The organism is Serratia sp. ASV30, assembly GCF_016428815.1.
GTDB lineage: Bacteria > Pseudomonadota > Gammaproteobacteria > Enterobacterales > Enterobacteriaceae > Chania > Chania fonticola_C.
Window position 1 is genome coordinate 23887 of the sequence record NZ_JAELTL010000025.1, and the last position, 17268, is coordinate 41154.

The following is a 17268-nucleotide window of genomic DNA, read 5'->3' on the forward strand; positions in this document are numbered from 1 at the left end:
TGTTCAAGTTCGTGAGATCCCCATGTCAGACAACAGCCAGAAAAAAGTGATCGTCGGAATGTCCGGCGGCGTCGACTCTTCCGTTACCGCCTATCTGTTACAACAACAGGGCTATCAGGTCGCTGGGTTGTTCATGAAGAACTGGGAAGAAGATGACGACGAGGAATACTGCTCGGCCGCCACCGATTTGGCCGATGCGCAAGCCGTCTGCGACAAGCTGGGCATCGAGCTGCATACGGTGAACTTCGCGGCGGAATACTGGGACAACGTGTTCGAGCTGTTCCTTGAAGAGTACAAGGCAGGCCGTACCCCTAACCCGGATATCCTGTGCAATAAAGAAATCAAATTCAAAGCGTTCCTGGAGTTTGCGGCTGAAGATCTGGGGGCGGATTTTATCGCTACCGGTCACTATGTCCGCCGCCAGGACGTGGACGGCAAAAGCCGCCTGCTGCGCGGCGTCGACGGTAACAAAGACCAAAGCTATTTCCTGTATACCCTGAGCCACGAGCAGGTCGCACAAAGCCTGTTCCCGGTCGGTGAGTTGGAAAAGCCAGAGGTACGCCGCATTGCGGAGCAACTGGAACTGGTTACCGCCAAGAAAAAAGACTCTACCGGCATCTGCTTTATCGGCGAACGTAAATTCCGCGACTTCCTGGGCCGCTATCTGCCAGCACAGCCAGGCCCAATCGTTAGCGTCGACGGCCAAACCATCGGCGAGCACCAGGGCTTGATGTACCACACCCTCGGCCAGCGTAAAGGCTTGGGCATCGGCGGTATGAAAGACAGCAGCGAAGATCCGTGGTACGTGGTAGATAAAGACGTCGCCAACAATATTCTGGTGGTCGCTCAAGGCCACGAACATCCGCGCCTGATGTCTATCGGCCTGATCGCCCAGCAGTTGCATTGGGTGGATCGCCTGCCGTTGACACAACCTCTGCGCTGTACGGTTAAAACCCGTTATCGCCAGCAGGATATTCCCTGCACCGTGACGCCGCTAGACGCCGAGCGCATCGAAGTCCGCTTCGACGAGCCGGTCGCAGCCGTCACCCCAGGCCAGTCCGCCGTGTTTTATCAGGGCGATATCTGCCTGGGCGGCGGCATTATTGAACAGCGTATACAGGAGTAACCGTGGCGAAGAATTATTACGACATCACGCTGGCCATGGCCGGGATTAGCCAAGCGGCCCGTCTGGTACAGCAGTTGGCGCACGAAGGGCAAATGGATGGCGAAGCCTTCCATACCTCACTCAACAGCCTGTTGCAGATGGATCCGCCTTCTACCCTGGCGGTGTTCGGCGGTGAAGAGCGTAACCTTAAGATGGGCCTGGAAACCTTGATTGGCGTACTCAACGCCAATAACAAAGGCCCGGCTGCCGAACTGACCCGCTACACCATCAGCCTGATGGTGCTGGAGCGCAAGCTGAACGCCAACAAAACGGCGATGAATACGCTCGGCGAGCGCCTGAGCCAGTTGGAGCGTCAGTTGGCGCATTATGAACTGGGTTCAGATACCATCATCAGCGCCCTGGCCGGTATCTATGTCGATGTCGTGGCACCATTAGGGCCACGTATTCAGGTAACAGGTTCACCCGCCATCTTGCAAAATCCGCAGGTGCAGGCCAAGGTTCGTGCCACCCTGCTCGCCGGTATTCGTGCCGCCGTGCTGTGGCAGCAGGTTGGCGGTAGCCGCCTGCAGTTAATGTTTTCCCGTAATCGTCTGCTCAAGCAGGCGCAAAATATCGTTGCTCATTGTTAAACTTCCCAGGAGTTGCTACCGATGGAATTATCCTCACTGACCGCCGTTTCCCCCATTGATGGACGCTACGGTGATAAAGTCAGCGCACTGCGCACCATTTTCAGCGAGTATGGCTTGCTGAAATTCCGCGTGCAGGTTGAAGTACGTTGGCTGCAAAAACTGGCCGCTTGCGCAGAGATCAAAGAAGTTCCCGCTTTTGACGCCGACGCAAACGCTTACCTCGATAAGATCGTCGCAGAATTCAGTGAAGAAGACGCCCAGCGCATCAAGACCATCGAGCGCACCACCAACCACGACGTGAAAGCGGTGGAATACTTCCTGAAAGAGAAAGTGGAAGCGGTACCCGCTCTGCACGCCGTGTCCGAGTTTATCCACTTCGCCTGTACCTCTGAAGACATCAACAACCTGTCCCACGCGCTGATGCTGCATACCGCGCGTCAGGATGTGGTGTTGCCGCACTGGCGCAAGATCATCGAATCCATCAAAGGGCTGGCGCTGGAATATCGTGATATTCCGCTGCTGTCACGTACCCATGGCCAACCCGCTACCCCGTCTACCGTGGGTAAAGAGTTTGCCAACGTGGCCTACCGGATGGAGCGTCAATATCGCCAGTTAGAGCGCGTTGAGATCCTCGGTAAAATCAACGGCGCGGTGGGCAACTACAATGCCCACATCGTGGCCTATCCGGAAGTGGACTGGCACCGTTTCAGCGAAGAGTTTGTCACCTCGCTGGGGGTGACCTGGAACCCGTACACCACCCAGATCGAGCCGCATGACTATATCGCCGAGCTGTTCGACTGCGTGGCGCGTTTCAATACCATCCTGATCGACTTTGACCGTGATATCTGGGGTTACATCGCCCTGAACCACTTCAAGCAAAAAACCATTGCCGGTGAGATCGGTTCTTCCACCATGCCGCACAAGGTTAACCCGATCGACTTCGAGAACTCCGAAGGCAACCTGGGCCTGGCTAACGCGGTACTGGGCCATCTGGCTAGCAAACTGCCGGTTTCCCGCTGGCAGCGTGACCTGACGGACTCCACGGTGCTGCGTAATCTGGGCGTGGGCCTGGGCTATGCGCTGATTGCCTATCAGGCCACCATGAAAGGTATTAGCAAGCTGGAAGTGAACCGTGCGCACCTGCTGGATGAGCTGGATCACAACTGGGAAGTGCTGGCCGAGCCGATCCAGACCGTGATGCGCCGCTACGGCATCGAAAAACCGTATGAGAAGCTGAAAGAGCTGACCCGTGGCAAACGCGTGGATGCGGCAGGTATGCAAACCTTTATCGATAGCCTGGAACTGCCAGAAGACGAGAAAACCCGCCTGAAAGCCATGACGCCAGCTAACTATATTGGCCGCGCCACCACCATGGTTGACGAGCTGAAGTAAGCGTCTTCCCTTGTATCTTTAAAGGCTCTTTAGTTACCCGCCCAAGGGCGGGTAAACTTTAACCGAGCTGAACCTGATCCCACAGCCGGATCACCTATGAAACAACAAGCCGGCAAGATCAGCGACCCTACGCAGCGAAAAGATTATCTTGCCGTTTTATAGTGAGCTATCTGTGAAACGCCGCCCTTTATGGTAGAAAACTCGATCGTGCTCACCGATTGGTCTTAGTACGCGGCAGGGAACGCCCACAGCAACCACGTCTGCAGGCACATCCTTGGTCACTACGCTTCCAGCACCAATAACGCTGTTACGACCAATGGTAACGCCAGGGTTAATGATGACCCCACTCCCAATCCAGACATTATCTTCAAGGGTTACGGGCAAAGAAAACTGCTGGCCGGTAATCCGCACCGCAGGATCCACCGGGTGCCCCGTGGTAGATATCGTGACATTCGGTGCAATCATCACATTATCGCCAATCTGGACCTTACCGTCGTCCACCACAACCAGATTAAAGTTGGCATAAAAGTTTTCCCCAATAGCGATCTGGCTACCATAGGCAACATGCAGTGGCGGCTCAATCCAAAAGTTCTTGCCAATCCTTCCCATCAGTTGTTGGATCAGCGCTTCACGTTTTGTTCGCTCTGAAGGCCGCGTATGATTAAAGTCATAAACCAATTCTTTTCCGCGCAGGCGCTCTTCTGCCATACCTTCATCCATATCAGTGTATAAACACCCACTGGCTAACTTTTCCCGTTGCGTCATCATCGCATTATCCTTGTCGTTGACTATGCCATATCCCTTACGGCTTCAGGTTCACGTTTAAAAGCTGACAGCGGCCCACGTCCCGACAAAGTGAAGACTGATATCAGAGTAAACGTTAGCGCAATAAGCCCCAGAATAAGGTAGGTTCCGTGGAAGCCGACTTTTTCATACATGTTCCCGGCAAAGACCGACATAAACATGATGGCTAATTGTTTAAAGAAACAGAAGCAAACCAGATAAATAGTGGCAGAGAAACGCACCTCAAATACCGAAGTGATATATTTAAAACAGCCGACGATCAGGAACGGAATTTCAAACATATGCAAGGTTTTCAGAATAACCACTTCTAACGGCGTAGAGGCAAATGAAGAGCCGATAATACGTACAGACATGATTAGCCCCGCGAGCAACAGCGCATTTTTCCCACCGATACGATTCACAATGAGCGGTGCAAAAAACATGATTGAGGCATTCAGCAACTCCCCCATCGTGGTGACATAACCAAAAACACGCGTTCCTTGATCGGTAGAAGAGAAAAACGAAGTGAAAAAGTTGGCGAATTGCTGATCAAACACATCATAGGTACAGGAAACGCCTACCACGTACAGGGCTAAAAACCACAGTTTTGAGTCTTTCAATAATTCGAACGCCAAGCGTAAATTAAATGGCTTGGTGTTAGCGCCCAATTTGTCAGCAACCTGGGCGGTACTGCCGGTTTCAGGCTTGGCGATAAGTAACAGGATCGCCAGTATCACGGCACAACCAGAGCCTAACCAGAATACAAATTCGTTGTTGATGGTAAACATGATGCCAACCACAGAGGCACACAACGCCCAGCCCACACAGCCAAATAAACGCGCGCGGCCAAATTCAAACGAGCTACGGCGGCTTACTTTCTCTATATACGCTTCAATAGCCGGCGCACCTCCGTTATAAATGAAGCCAAGATAAATCCCACCCGCAATGGAGCCTAAAACAATATTGGTGCGTAGTAACGGGCCAAAAACATAGATAAAGAACGGCGCAAACAACACCAGCATCCCTGTGATTATCCACAGCAAGTGTTTTCTCAACCCCAGTTTATCCGACAGCAAGCCAAATATCGGCTGAAACAGTAATGAGAAGAAGGAGATGCTGGCAAAGATAATGCCGGTATCGCTTTTACTGACCTGGTTGATGTCATGCAGCCAGATAGGGAAAAACGGAAAATAGGCGCCCATGATGAAGAAGTAGAAAAAGAAAAACAGCCCAAACATCCAGAAGTTAGTGTTTTTTAAATAGTACATGCGAACTCCTTGTGCAAAACCCAAGCGCGTTTGAGCTCATACTCAAGTACGCGACATTATTTATATTTTCATCAGGTAGGAGATAGATACTTTTCCGTATTTTAAATACTCGAGTTGCGGGAAGGTGCTAAACCCACGCCCCCAGTCACATAGATAACCATGTGACTGGGGTAAACAAGTGCAACTAAGAATCCATCCTGTGATGAATAAGTATTATCCGCCGTACTGCCAAACCAACTTATAGTTATAGTGCTCAGCATCCAAGATAAAATCTGGGCTCACACTCGGGCTCCATGAGTCATCACCGCCGACCCCCATATGGAAACCATCTATATTGACCCAAACCCCCTGCTCCGCACGCAACAAATGGTTATGCGAGGTATCAGCCAATTGTTGCTGGCCATATTGGCTGAGACCAAAGTGGAAATCCCCCTGCCACTGCCAGTGGCCAAAATTCAGTTGCCGAGTATTGCAACGCAATCCATTCTCCGTTGGGAAAATGTATGGCGTATGTAGCTCAGAAAGCGGTAACGTCCACCGCCCAAGCTGAGCGGAAAGCTGGCGGTCAGGGTAGTTTTCGTGTGGGCCTAACCCCAGCCACGTTGCGCGTTCAGCAACCTCCGCAAGTTGGCAGCTCAAGCCAATCCGCGCCGGCGCTGGAATTCCATGGGCTACATCAACGTTGACATCAATATGCAGTTTACCCAGGCGGTTAATCAAAAAGGTCTTGCGGCTGATAAACATGATGTTGTTTTGGTAGGTATAAGCATGGGCTGTGCAGATCTGCACGCCTTGGGAAATCGCATCAACTTCACATTGCAGTAGGCGCGTTTCTAGCGCGTACATACCAGCCCTCTTCCAACGTTCTACCCACGCATTAGGATCGATGTGGGCGGCATCGCTCACCCCAATGTCATTATCAAGCGGTGCACGGGTAAAATTGTCGCGTAACGGCGTCAACAGAGCGGCTTTTTCACCCTGCCACCACTGCTCAAGCAAACCGGTTTGCCGATTGAACTGCCAGCGCTGTGTCCCCCACTCAATGCTGAAAGCGTCATCATGCTCGTTCAACCGAGGTGACTGCGCCTGAACGTCACTGTGGTCGGTTGGTAAGGTTAATGGTCGAGATAAACGCCACTGGTCCCAGGCACAACGATGATGTTCTACAGACCATGCTGTTGCCTTGATTTGGCGAACCTCCACGTTCAACCACAGTTCACCGCTCTCTTTCAGTTCGGGAATGTCACCCAGTACGATTTTCTGCGTACCCTGCGCCGCTAATGACAGTTCAATCTCGCCCTGTGCAATAGCTTTCCCGTCCAAGGCTACATTCCAATAAAGCCGCTCGTTATCGCTGGTACGGAATAAATACTCACTGTTTACTTCAATCGTTAACGGCTGCTGTTCGAGCATTTGGAACTGATAAAACTGCTGGGCACGTTGCGCTTCAAACAGTGCCGGGTGCGGACTGCGATCGGGGAATACCAACCCGTTAAGACAAAATTGGCGGTCATTAGGCGTATCACCGAAGTCGCCGCCGTAGGCCCAGTATGATTGACCATCATCGGCAAGACGCGTCAGACCTTGGTCGACCCAGTCCCAGACAAAGCCCCCCTGCAGTCGCGGATGTTTACGAAAAGCCTGCCAATAACGATCAAAACCGCCAAAGCTATTGCCCATGGCATGGGCGTACTCGCACAGGATCAGCGGACGCTGTTCGTCGGGTAAACCGATCCACTTGCTGAGCGACCATTTGGGTACCGCTGGGAAGGGTTGATCCTGCTCAACCCTTGCGTACATCGGGCAGATAATATCCGTTGCGGCTGTGTTGGCTCCGCCGCCTTCATACTGTACCGGACGGGTAGGATCCTCGCTTTTTATCCAGCGGTACAGAGCATCATGGTTGCCCCCATGGCCAGATTCATTGCCCAATGACCAGATGATAATACAAGCGTGGTTACGGTCACGCTGCACCATACGCGTAACGCGCTCGCTCATGGCGGGTAGCCAGAGCGGATCGTTGCTTAGCCGGTTCATCGGCTGCATGCCGTGGGTTTCAATATTAGCCTCATCCACTACATACAGGCCGTAGCGATCGCACAGCTTGTACCACAGCGGGTGGTTCGGATAATGGGAACAGCGCACAGCGTTGAAATTATGCTGCTTCATCAGCAGGATATCCTGACGCATGGTGGCTTCATCCATGACTTGACCATGCTCTGGATGGTGCTCATGCCGGTTGGTGCCACGTATCAATAGCGGCTGTCCGTTAAGCTTTAGCAAGCCGTTGCTGATCTCAATCTGTCGGAAACCCACATCATAGGCTTCAGCCTCCACCAATTCACCGGTTGGGGAGAGCAACTTGACCACTGCACGATACAGTGCTGGCGTCTCTGCACTCCACAAGGCGGGTTGATCCACCGACAAACGCAGAGTCGTGCGCTCATCATAAGCGCCGCGCTCATCGATAATCTCGCTGCCGAAGTCCTGCATTTTCTCGGCGATCAGAGCATCTTTACGCCACAGTTGCACCTGCACCCGGTGTTGTTGTGGCTGATGAGCTCGCACCTCTACCACCAACTCCCCTCGGCGGAAACTGTCGCTTAATGGCGTGGTAATAGTGATATCGCTCAGATGAGTGGCGGGTTTATGCAACAGGCTGACATCGCGAAAAATCCCGCTCATGCGCCACATATCCTGATCTTCCAGATAACTGCCGTCGCACCAGCGTAATACCATCACCGCCAGCCGGTTTTCCCCTGGAACCAAAACATCGCTGAGATCGAATTCAGCAGGTAAACGGCTGTCTTGTGAATAGCCAACCCAGTGACCATTGCACCACAGATAAAACGCAGAATTGACACCGTCGAAAATAATCCGGGTCTGCCCCTGCGATAGCCACCCATCATCGACATTAAATGTGAGCGAATAACATCCTGTAGGATTTTCTACCGGGACGAAGGGTGGGTTAACCGGGATCGGATAGGTGACGTTGGTATAAATCGGTGCGTCATAGCCTGCCAATTGCCAGTTTGACGGCACCTGTATTTCATCAGCGTTATCCAGATCGCTCTGTAGCCAGGTCTCCGGCACCCGTTCTGGCTGACTAAAATAGCTAAACTTCCAGGTCCCATTTAATGAAACAGACTGCGCTGAAGCTCTATCTTCTCTGGCATCTTGCTCATTGCGCCAGCTTTGAAATGGCGGGTGTACTGGTAGGCGACGGTATTGCGTACAGGCAGGATTTTCCCAGTCTCGACGAGATAAAACAGCGCTGAGTGATTTCCCTGTTTGAGATGCGTTCATGCTTCCCCTCCAAAATGTTATACGCTCACAATTAACAATAAAATGAACAGTACGTGTAGAGGTGTAAAGCAAATATCCTTGGGAAAGCGAGGTCAGTCACAAATTAAGCTCAGGGATCGCAACCGATCCCTGGCGTTGGCGGCTATTTTCCCTCGAGCGCGGAGATTTGGCGTGCGATACGCAGCAACTCCTGAGATAAAGTTTGCAGCGATACCTTCTCTTGATTCATAACCGCCGTTGTATGCCTTTGCACCAGACTGGTCGTCAAACGCAAAGAACCGGCATGAGGCACATGTCGCTCTTCCAGGCACTGAACCAGGCGTTTAACGCTTTCCTGCCCCAACATCCGAAAGTCCTGCTTAATGGTTGTCAGCGGGGGGTAATAATAAGCACTGTCTTCAGTATCATCGTAACCCACTACCGACATTTGCACCGGAATTTGCAACCCATACTCCTGCAGAGCACGCAGCACGCCTAACGCCATTTGATCGTTGGCAACCAATATCGCCGTTGGGTGTTTCGGCAAGCTCAGGATCTGCCCGGCAAGCTGATAACCGGAAGCCGCACTCCAATCGCCATGGAGCACCGAACAAGGCTTCAACTGACACTCCGTTAACGTAGTCAGCCACCCCTGATAGCGCAAACGCGCCGAAATCGAGACCAGCGGCCCGGTAATCAGTGCTATATCACGATGCCCAAGAGCAACGACATGTTCTACCCCTTGACGAGCCCCCTCATAGGGATCAAAAAGAATGCTGGAGACATCAGAATCAGGGTCGACGTCCAAAAACAGCGCAGGCACCTTGCCACAAACTTGTTCAATAGCGTGAGAATCTTCAGCGCAGAGAGAAACATTAATCAGCAATCCATCCACCCGTTGCGACAACAGCTCATTTATCGCAGTGCGACAGGCCTGAACGCTAAGATCTTCCACCATGGAAATCACCACGTTAAATCCCATCTGGTTCGCCTGCGTTTTAATTGCCGAAGCGATTTGGGAAGGTGCGTGCAGCGCTAGTTCGGTGGTCGCCAGCCCTAGCGTAAAACTCTGTTTACCTGCAAGTTGCTGTGCGACACGGTTTGGTACGTAATTCAACGCAGCCATTGCTTGCTCGACCTTCGCGCGGGTTTTACCCGAAACGTGTTCAGCACGATTTAATACCCGCGACACGGTTTGATACGACACTCCGGAATAGTCGGCGACGTCATTCAGCGTGACAGATTTAGGCTTCATACAGTTTCTCGCGTCGATTAATTCAAAGAAATCAAGCTAATGAGTGTTAATCATAGCAGCTTAAGAAGCTATTCAACCAGGCATTATTGGCGGCACGGCCTGAAGGTATTGATTTCAGGCCTTCGGGCACATAAAACGTGAACCCGTAAATCCCGCAACCCTTATTTTTTACTAAAAACTGATGAAAGTTCGCCGACATCACTTACAATGCCAGATAACGAAGTTTGCCGTTCAGGCTGTGAGATAAGGATAGATATGGCAACGCTGAAAGACATCGCGGCCGAAGCAGGAGTTTCATTGGCGACGGTCTCCCGGGTTTTGAATGACGATCCCACGCTCAACGTCAAAGAAGAGACCAAACATCGCATTCTGGAAATTGCCGAAAAGCTGGAATACAAGACCAGCAGTGCCAAAAAGCATCTGACTAACGCGGTGGTACAACATCACGTGCTAGCGCTCTACAGCTATAAGCAAGAGATGGAAATCAACGATCCTTACTACCTTTCCATCCGTCACGGCATCGAAACCCAGTGCGAGAGGTTGGGAATTGAACTCACCAACTGCTACAAAAACAACCAACTGCCGGCTCTGAAAAAGATCACTGGTGTGCTGATCGTCAGTAAACCTGCGCCTGAGATCCTGCGTAAGGCAGCGGCGTTAACCGACAACATCTGCTTTATTGATTTTAATGAGCCCGGTTCCGAATACGACTCGGTGGATATCGACCTGACAAAAATCAGCAAAGAGATCATCGACTTCTTTATTGAGCACGGGGCCAAACGCATCGGTTTTATCGGCGGTGCCGATGAGCCGAATAAAGCGGATATCCGCGAAGCGGCCTTTGTAGAATATGGGCGGCTGAAAGGCGTAGTCCGCGAGCAAGATATCTACCGTGGCGATTTCTCTAGCGCCTCCGGCTATGAGCTGGCGAAAAAGATGCTGGCAACCAAGGATTACCCTTCCGCACTGTTTGTCGCCTCAGACTCCATTGCCATTGGGGTGTTACGCAGCATTCATGAGCTGGGGTTGAAAATCCCACAGGACATCGCCCTGATCAGCGTGAACGATATCCCAACCGCGCGTTTTACCTTCCCACCACTTTCTACCGTGCGTATCCACTCGGAAATGATGGGGATCCAAGGGGTCAACCTGCTGCTGGAGAAATTCCGTGATGGCCGCGCCCTGCCGCTGCAGGTCTACGTACCCAGCAAGTTAAAACTGCGTGAAACCACCAAGTAACCTGACGACTCAATTCTCGCCATGTAGGGGCGCCGTATGTGCGCCCGCTAAAGCACCTATCTCGCATCCAAACACCTAATTATTAGTAAAAAATACTAATAATTACGAGGTTTTTTACTTCGAAATCTGTCAATTCCTGCCACTATTCCTCGCCTACCACGCCAATTTGCCATTCCTTTAACCCGATCACAGATCCACCAGCGCATCGGGCATAAAGCGTGATCGAGTTAAAGTAAAACAAATCATCGGCTATATTTTAGTAAATGTTTTACTAAAATCCATTCCAAGCATTGACGCATTCCATGCCAAGACTGCGACCTACAGCATTCAGACCAGGAGAGATGACGTGAATAATTGGGAAAACTTTCAACACCTGCATGAGAACCGAATGGCCCCCCGCGCCTACTTCTTCTCATATGACTCGCTTAAGCGTGCCCAAACCTTTCAGCGCGCCCTCAGCAGCCACTTTATGGCACTCAGCGGCCAATGGAGCTTTAACTACTTCACCAACCCGCTGCTGGTGCCCGAAGACTTTTATTCACAAAGGATGACTGACTGGGGCCAGATCACGGTACCCAACATGTGGCAAATGGAAGGCCACGGCATCCTGCAATACACCGATGAAGGCTTCCCCTTCCCGATCGATGTCCCTTTCGTGCCGACAGACAACCCGACCGGTACTTACCAGCGTAGCTTTACACTTGGTGAACAGTGGAGTGGAAAACAGACCATCATCAAATTCGATGGGGTCGAGACCTATTTTGAAGTGTACGTCAACGGCCAGTATGTCGGCTTCAGCAAGGGCAGCCGCCTGACCGCCGAATTTGATATCTCCGGTTACGTGCACTCCGGGGAAAACCTGCTCGCCGTGCGCGTTATGCAGTGGGCGGACTCGACCTATATTGAAGATCAGGATATGTGGTGGACAGCTGGCATCTTTCGCGATGTCTATCTGGTGGGCAAAGAGCCGGTTCACGTGCAGGATCTGACCGTTCGCACCGATTTTGCCGATGACTACCAAAGCGCGACCCTGTCTTGCGCACTGGAGATCGAAAACCTGTCCGGCGCACCGCTAGCAGACTACGTGGTCGAGTATGCCCTGTTTGATAACGATAACCTCCTGGCGCAGCAGTGCCTAGGTGCACAAACGCAGACCCATTTTGCTATCAATCTGGCCAATCCAATCCAGTGGTCAGCGGAAAACCCTTATCTCTATCAGCTGTTTATCACGCTTAAAGACCAAAGCGGTACCGTATTGGAAGTGATCCCTCAGCGCGTCGGGTTCCGCGATATCAAGGTGCGTGACGGACTGTTCTACATCAACAACCAGTATGTGATGCTGCACGGCGTCAACCGCCATGATAACGACCATTTGAAAGGCCGTGCGGTAGGCATGGATCGCGTCGAAAAAGATCTGATCCTGATGAAACAGCACAATATCAACTCGGTACGTACCGCCCATTATCCTAACGACCCGCGCTTTTATGAGCTGTGCGACATTTACGGGCTGTTCGTGATGGCCGAAACCGACGTCGAAACCCACGGTTTTGCCAACGTGGGCGATCTGAGCCGCATCACCAACGATCCGGCCTGGGAAACGGTATTCGTCGATCGCATCGTGCGCCACGTTCACGCGCAGAAGAACCATCCGTCGATCGTGATGTGGTCGCTGGGCAATGAGTCCGGTTACGGTTGCAACATCCATGCGATGTACCATGCCACCAAGGCCATCGACGATACCCGCCTGGTGCACTACGAAGAAGACCGCGACGCCGAGGTGGTGGATATCATTTCCACCATGTATACCCGTGCGCCGTTGATGAACGAGTTTGGTGAACACCCGCACGCCAAACCACGCATCATCTGTGAATACGCGCACGCCATGGGCAATGGCCCCGGCGGCCTGACGGAATATCAGAACGTGTTTTACCAGCACGATCATATTCAGGGCCACTACGTTTGGGAGTGGTGCGATCACGGCATCCTGGCGCACGATGAGCAAGGCCAGGCGTTTTACAAATACGGCGGCGACTTCGGCGACTATCCGAACAACTACAACTTCTGCATGGACGGGCTGATCTTCCCGGATCAAACCCCAGGGCCAGGCCTGAAGGAGTACAAGCAGGTTATTGCGCCGGTGAAGATCCGTGCGCTTGAGCCTCACCTTGGCACCTTCCTGGTCGAGAACAAGCTGTGGTTCACCAATCTGGATGATTACACCCTCACCGCCGAAATCCGCGCAGAAGGGGAAACGCTGGCAACGCGGTCTCTGCGGCTGAAAGATTTGGCAGCCAACTCTTCACGGGAAATCCGCCTTGAACTGCCTGAACTGGATGAGCGCGAAGCCTTTGTGAACTTCACCGTGCGCAAGAACTCCAGCACGCTGTACAGCCCGGCCAATCATGATATCGCGGTGTACCAGTTCCAGCTCAAAGAGAACACTGCGCAAACAGAAGCCTATACCAACCTCAACGCCCTGCCTCTCCGGGTAGCGGAAAGCCGCCTGGCATACTGCATCAGCGGCCAGGACTTTACGCTGACCTTCTCCAAGGTGAACGGCAAGCTGACCTCCTGGGTGAGCTACGGGGAAGAAATCATCGCCTCTGCTCCGGCGTTAAGCTTCTTCAAACCGATGATCGATAACCATAAACAGGAGTATCAGGGCCTGTGGGAACCCGCTCATCTGCAAATCATGCAAGAGCACTTCCGTACATTGGACGTCGTTCAGGCCAAAGGCCGCGTTGAAATCACCGTGACCAGCATCATCGCCCCGCCGGTCTTCGACTTCGGCATGCGCTGCTGCTACCGCTACCAGATCAATGCCGAAGGCCAGCTCAACGTGGAACTCAGCGGCGAGCGTTACGGCGATTACCCGTACGTGATCCCGGCCATCGGGCTGGATATCGGCATTAACGGCGGCTTTGATCGGGTGAACTACTATGGCCGCGGCCCGGAAGAAAACTATCAGGACAGCCAGCAAGCCAACCTGATCGATATCTACCAGACCACGGTGGCCGAGATGTTCGAGCACTATCCGTTCCCACAAAACAACGGTAACCGCCAGCATGTGCGCTGGGCCGCGCTCACCAATCGTCACGGTACCGGTCTGCTGGTCAAACCGCAGCAACCGATCAACTTCAGCGCCTGGGAGTACACCAGCCAGAACCTGCATCAGGCACAGCATACCAATGAGCTGCAACCAAGTGGATATATCACTCTCAACCTTGACTACCAAGTGATGGGGCTGGGTTCCAACTCCTGGGGCAGCGAAGTCCTCGACTCCTACCGGGTTTACATGGCGCCATTCCGCTATGGCCTGACCCTGCTACCGCTGCAAGCCGGTGACGTCAGCGCCCAGGCGCTGGCCAGCCATGACTTTGCCAATGACTTCTTCACTCCAACCACCAATGAGGCCTGATCCATGCACGTATTAGACAACCTGGAACAATTCAAAGTGGTTTACCGGGACGGCCGCAAATGGAACCGTTGTGTGGAAGCCATTGACAACATTGCCAATATCAAAGACGGCGTGATGCACTCCATCGGCGATACGCTGGTCTATATGATTGAAGACGGCGTCACCTGTAATCGCTCGACCTTTGAAGGCAACCGTCGCTATTTCACCATCCAATACTACCTCGAGGGCGGCGAAACAGTGGAGTTCGCGCAGAAATCAGCCCTCACCCCCGTTGAGGCCTACCGCGATGAAACCGACCGCGAATATCTGCAAGGCGCCGGGCAAACCTGCGAATTACGTGCCGGGCAACTGGCGATTTTTGACAATCGGGAGGCCTACCGCTTCCACGGCGATAACCGGGTGAGAAAAGTGGTGCTGCGGGTCACCATTGAGGATGGCTACATGTTGAACAAGTGATCCTGCTGATTATGAAGCGAACCGGGCGGGAAATCACTCCCGCTCAATCCAGATTGAGTTCATCATTCATGTTGTTCATCGGAGGACGCTATGTCCGATTCTTTACGTGGCACGATTGGCAAGTTTGCCCTGTTGTCGATGACCTTTGCGGCGGTGTTCAACGTACGCAATATCGTCAACAACAACATTGAACTGGGCTTGAGTTCAGCCCCGGTATTTTTGTTTGCAACCCTGGTCTACTTCATTCCCTTTGTGTTTATTATCGCGGAGTTTGTGTCCGCCAATAAGAACTCGGAATCGGGGATGTACGATTGGTTAAAACAGCCTCTGGGCACCCGTGCAGCCTATATGGGGTCGTTCCTGTATTGGTTCGTCAACCTTTTCTGGTTTGTATCACTGTTGCCTAACGTGATTGCCTATGCGTCGTACGCCATTATGGGCCGCGAATACGCCTTTTCCCCGGTGATGGTATCGATCATCTCGATCGTACTGTTTGCCGCCACCACCCATATTTCCACCAAGGGTGCCAGTTGGCTGGGCAAGATTGCCGAAGTCGTCGCCTATGGGGTATTCGCCCTGTTTGCGATTTACGTGCTGGGCGCGTTGATGGCGCTGAGCGGCGATCACGTCCCGGCGCAGCCTATTACGCTGGAGGCGATGACGCCGACGGTGAACTGGGCAACGTTAGGCATCATGTGTTGGATTTTCCAGGCGGCTGGCGGTGCAGAAACGGCGGCGGCCTACCTCAATGACGTCAAAGGGGGCCAGAAGTCGTTTATCAAGGTGATTATCATTGCCGGTGCGGTGATCGGCGGGATGTATGCCGTCGGTTCCCTGCTGGTTAACGTGTTTGTCGCGCGTGAAAACCTGACCTACGCAGGCGGCATGGTGGAAATCTTCACCGGAATGGCCAAGTACTTCGGCATTTCCGAAACGCTGGTGGGCCGTCTGGTGGGCATCGTGCTGTTTATCGCCATTTTTGGTTCGATGATGATGTGGACCTCCGCGCCGGTGAAGATCCACTTCTCCGAGATCCCGAAAGGCGTTTACGGCCAGAAAACGACCGAGCTGAACAAACATGGCGTTCCGGTACGTGCTGCATGGTGGCAATTTGCCTTCGTGTTCGTGATGTTGGTGGTTAACGGCTTTGGTTCCGAATCGGTACAGCAGATGATGAACACCGCGATCAACCTGACGGCGGGTACGGCGATGCTGCCGCCGATCTTTATCATGGTGGCCTACTTCGTGTTCCGCTGGAAGCATGACGATACGCCGCGCGAGTTCCGCATGGGGTCGCGCAAGTTCGGAATGGGCGTGGTTTCGGTGCTGATCACCATCTTTGTGGTCAGCATGACGGCTTCGGCATTCCCGCCGGGGGTCGATCTGATGAAAGCCTTCTTTATCAACGTCTGTATGACCGCGGTGTTCTCGGCTCTGGCCTGGTGGTGGATTTCACGCTTCGAGGCCAAGCAGGTAAGAAATAAAGCGGCGCTGAGCGAGCAGTAAGCTACATAGGGGCGAACATCCACATGTTCGCCCCCCTACATATCAAGGCATAAACGCCTGCAAACGCTGTATCTGCTGGCCGTCGGTACCAAAATTCTCATCAGCCAGCCAACCTTCGAACGCACTACGCATCTGGGGCCAGTTTTGGTCGATCATGGCGAACCAGTCGGTATCCCGGTTGCGGCCCTTGGTGACCAATGCCTGCAAAAAGCGCCCTTCGTATTGGAACCCAAAGCGTTGCGCTGCCTGCCTCGAAGGCGCATTCAGGCTATCGCATTTCCATTCGCAGCGGCGGTAACCCAGCTCGTCAAAGGTATAGCGCAGCATCAGGTAAATCGCCTCGGTGGCGCAGGAGCGCTGCTTCATCAGCGGTGACCAGCAGACGTGGCCAATTTCCAACACGCCGCTAGCCTCTTCAATCCGCATAAAGGCCACCGTGCCGACGGGCATATCGGTGGCTAAATCGAACACCACCAGATTGACCAGCGCCGGGTTGGCCTGCAGGTTTTCCAGATGCGCACGCAGTTCCTGCGAGCTATCCGGTCGCTCCCTCATCAGGTAAGTCCAGTCACGGCCGTCTGGCGCTAGCTGGTAAGCCGCAAACAACGCGGCAAAGTCCCGCTCGACGTCCAACATCGCGAGGCGGCAAAATTTGCCCGTCAGCGTCACCGCCTGCGGCCGTGGCAAGGCATGCCATTGCGCCAAGGGTTCGCCCACCGGCTGACCATATTGATTTATCGCCATAAAAGTATTCCGTCTGGTTGCTGCAAAAGCAGGTTCTCCACAGCAGCATATACCGATGCCAGATCGCATCATACAGACCAATTCAATCCAGCGAATAGACCAATCAGCCGAAGCTCGTTAGAGGCAATAGTCAAGGCAAATTGTTAATGAAATGATCTAAATCAAAA

General features: G+C 52.9%; 12 protein-coding genes. 7 read left to right on the forward strand and 5 right to left on the reverse strand.

The annotated features are described in order from the left end of the window. Positions 1-22 precede the first annotated feature (22 nt). Genes mnmA through purB form a run of 3 tightly spaced genes read left to right on the forward strand, consistent with a single transcriptional unit; the run spans position 23 to position 3147 of the window. A complete protein-coding gene (gene mnmA, locus JHD74_RS13065; RefSeq protein WP_021178255.1) occupies positions 23-1126 on the forward strand; it encodes a tRNA 2-thiouridine(34) synthase MnmA in 1104 nt (367 codons plus the stop codon). Positions 1127-1128: 2 nt separating this feature from the next. Continuing rightward, positions 1129-1755: a high frequency lysogenization protein HflD gene (gene hflD, locus JHD74_RS13070; RefSeq protein ID WP_021804670.1), complete on the forward strand. Its 627-nt coding sequence runs from the start codon at positions 1129-1131 to the stop codon at positions 1753-1755. Between the two features lie 21 nt (positions 1756-1776). Further along, complete coding sequence (purB, locus tag JHD74_RS13075) at positions 1777-3147, forward strand: adenylosuccinate lyase (protein ID WP_024529948.1); 1371 nt, start codon at positions 1777-1779, stop codon at positions 3145-3147. Positions 3148-3303: 156 nt separating this feature from the next. Here purB and JHD74_RS13080 read toward each other — a convergent pair whose 3' ends face one another. The 4 genes from JHD74_RS13080 to JHD74_RS13095 form a co-directional block, all read right to left on the reverse strand. Beyond that, on the reverse strand, positions 3304-3912 hold the full coding sequence (locus JHD74_RS13080) for a maltose acetyltransferase domain-containing protein (protein ID WP_098932001.1): 609 nt from the start codon (positions 3910-3912) through the stop codon (positions 3304-3306). Positions 3913-3935: 23 nt separating this feature from the next. Next, a complete protein-coding gene (locus JHD74_RS13085; RefSeq protein ID WP_196062985.1) occupies positions 3936-5198 on the reverse strand; it encodes an MFS transporter in 1263 nt (420 codons plus the stop codon). A gap of 213 nt (positions 5199-5411) precedes the next feature. Next, positions 5412-8504, reverse strand: coding sequence for a beta-galactosidase (locus tag JHD74_RS13090; protein WP_199062844.1), 3093 nt, complete (start codon positions 8502-8504; stop codon positions 5412-5414). 142 nt (positions 8505-8646) lie between these two features. Continuing rightward, complete coding sequence (locus tag JHD74_RS13095) at positions 8647-9738, reverse strand: LacI family DNA-binding transcriptional regulator (protein ID WP_074032133.1); 1092 nt, start codon at positions 9736-9738, stop codon at positions 8647-8649. Positions 9739-9993: 255 nt separating this feature from the next. On the opposite strand from JHD74_RS13095, the gene ebgR reads away from it, so the two are divergent. The 4 genes from ebgR to JHD74_RS13115 all read left to right on the forward strand — a co-directional run bounded on the left by ebgR (position 9994) and on the right by JHD74_RS13115 (position 16357). Beyond that, positions 9994-10977, forward strand: coding sequence for a transcriptional regulator EbgR (gene ebgR, locus JHD74_RS13100; RefSeq protein WP_199062845.1), 984 nt, complete (start codon positions 9994-9996; stop codon positions 10975-10977). 346 nt (positions 10978-11323) lie between these two features. Beyond that, positions 11324-14395: a beta-galactosidase subunit alpha gene (gene ebgA / locus JHD74_RS13105; protein WP_199062846.1), complete on the forward strand. Its 3072-nt coding sequence runs from the start codon at positions 11324-11326 to the stop codon at positions 14393-14395. A gap of 3 nt (positions 14396-14398) precedes the next feature. Next, positions 14399-14851, forward strand: a complete 453-nt coding sequence (locus tag JHD74_RS13110; RefSeq protein WP_199062847.1) for a beta-galactosidase subunit beta — start codon at positions 14399-14401, stop codon at positions 14849-14851. Between the two features lie 90 nt (positions 14852-14941). Further along, complete coding sequence (locus tag JHD74_RS13115) at positions 14942-16357, forward strand: amino acid permease (RefSeq protein WP_024529944.1); 1416 nt, start codon at positions 14942-14944, stop codon at positions 16355-16357. 42 nt (positions 16358-16399) lie between these two features. On the opposite strand, the gene JHD74_RS13120 is transcribed toward JHD74_RS13115, so the two are convergent. Beyond that, positions 16400-17101 carry a GNAT family N-acetyltransferase gene (locus JHD74_RS13120; protein WP_199062848.1) on the reverse strand — a complete coding sequence of 234 codons (702 nt, stop codon included), beginning with the start codon at positions 17099-17101 and terminating at the stop codon, positions 16400-16402. Positions 17102-17268 lie beyond the last annotated feature (167 nt).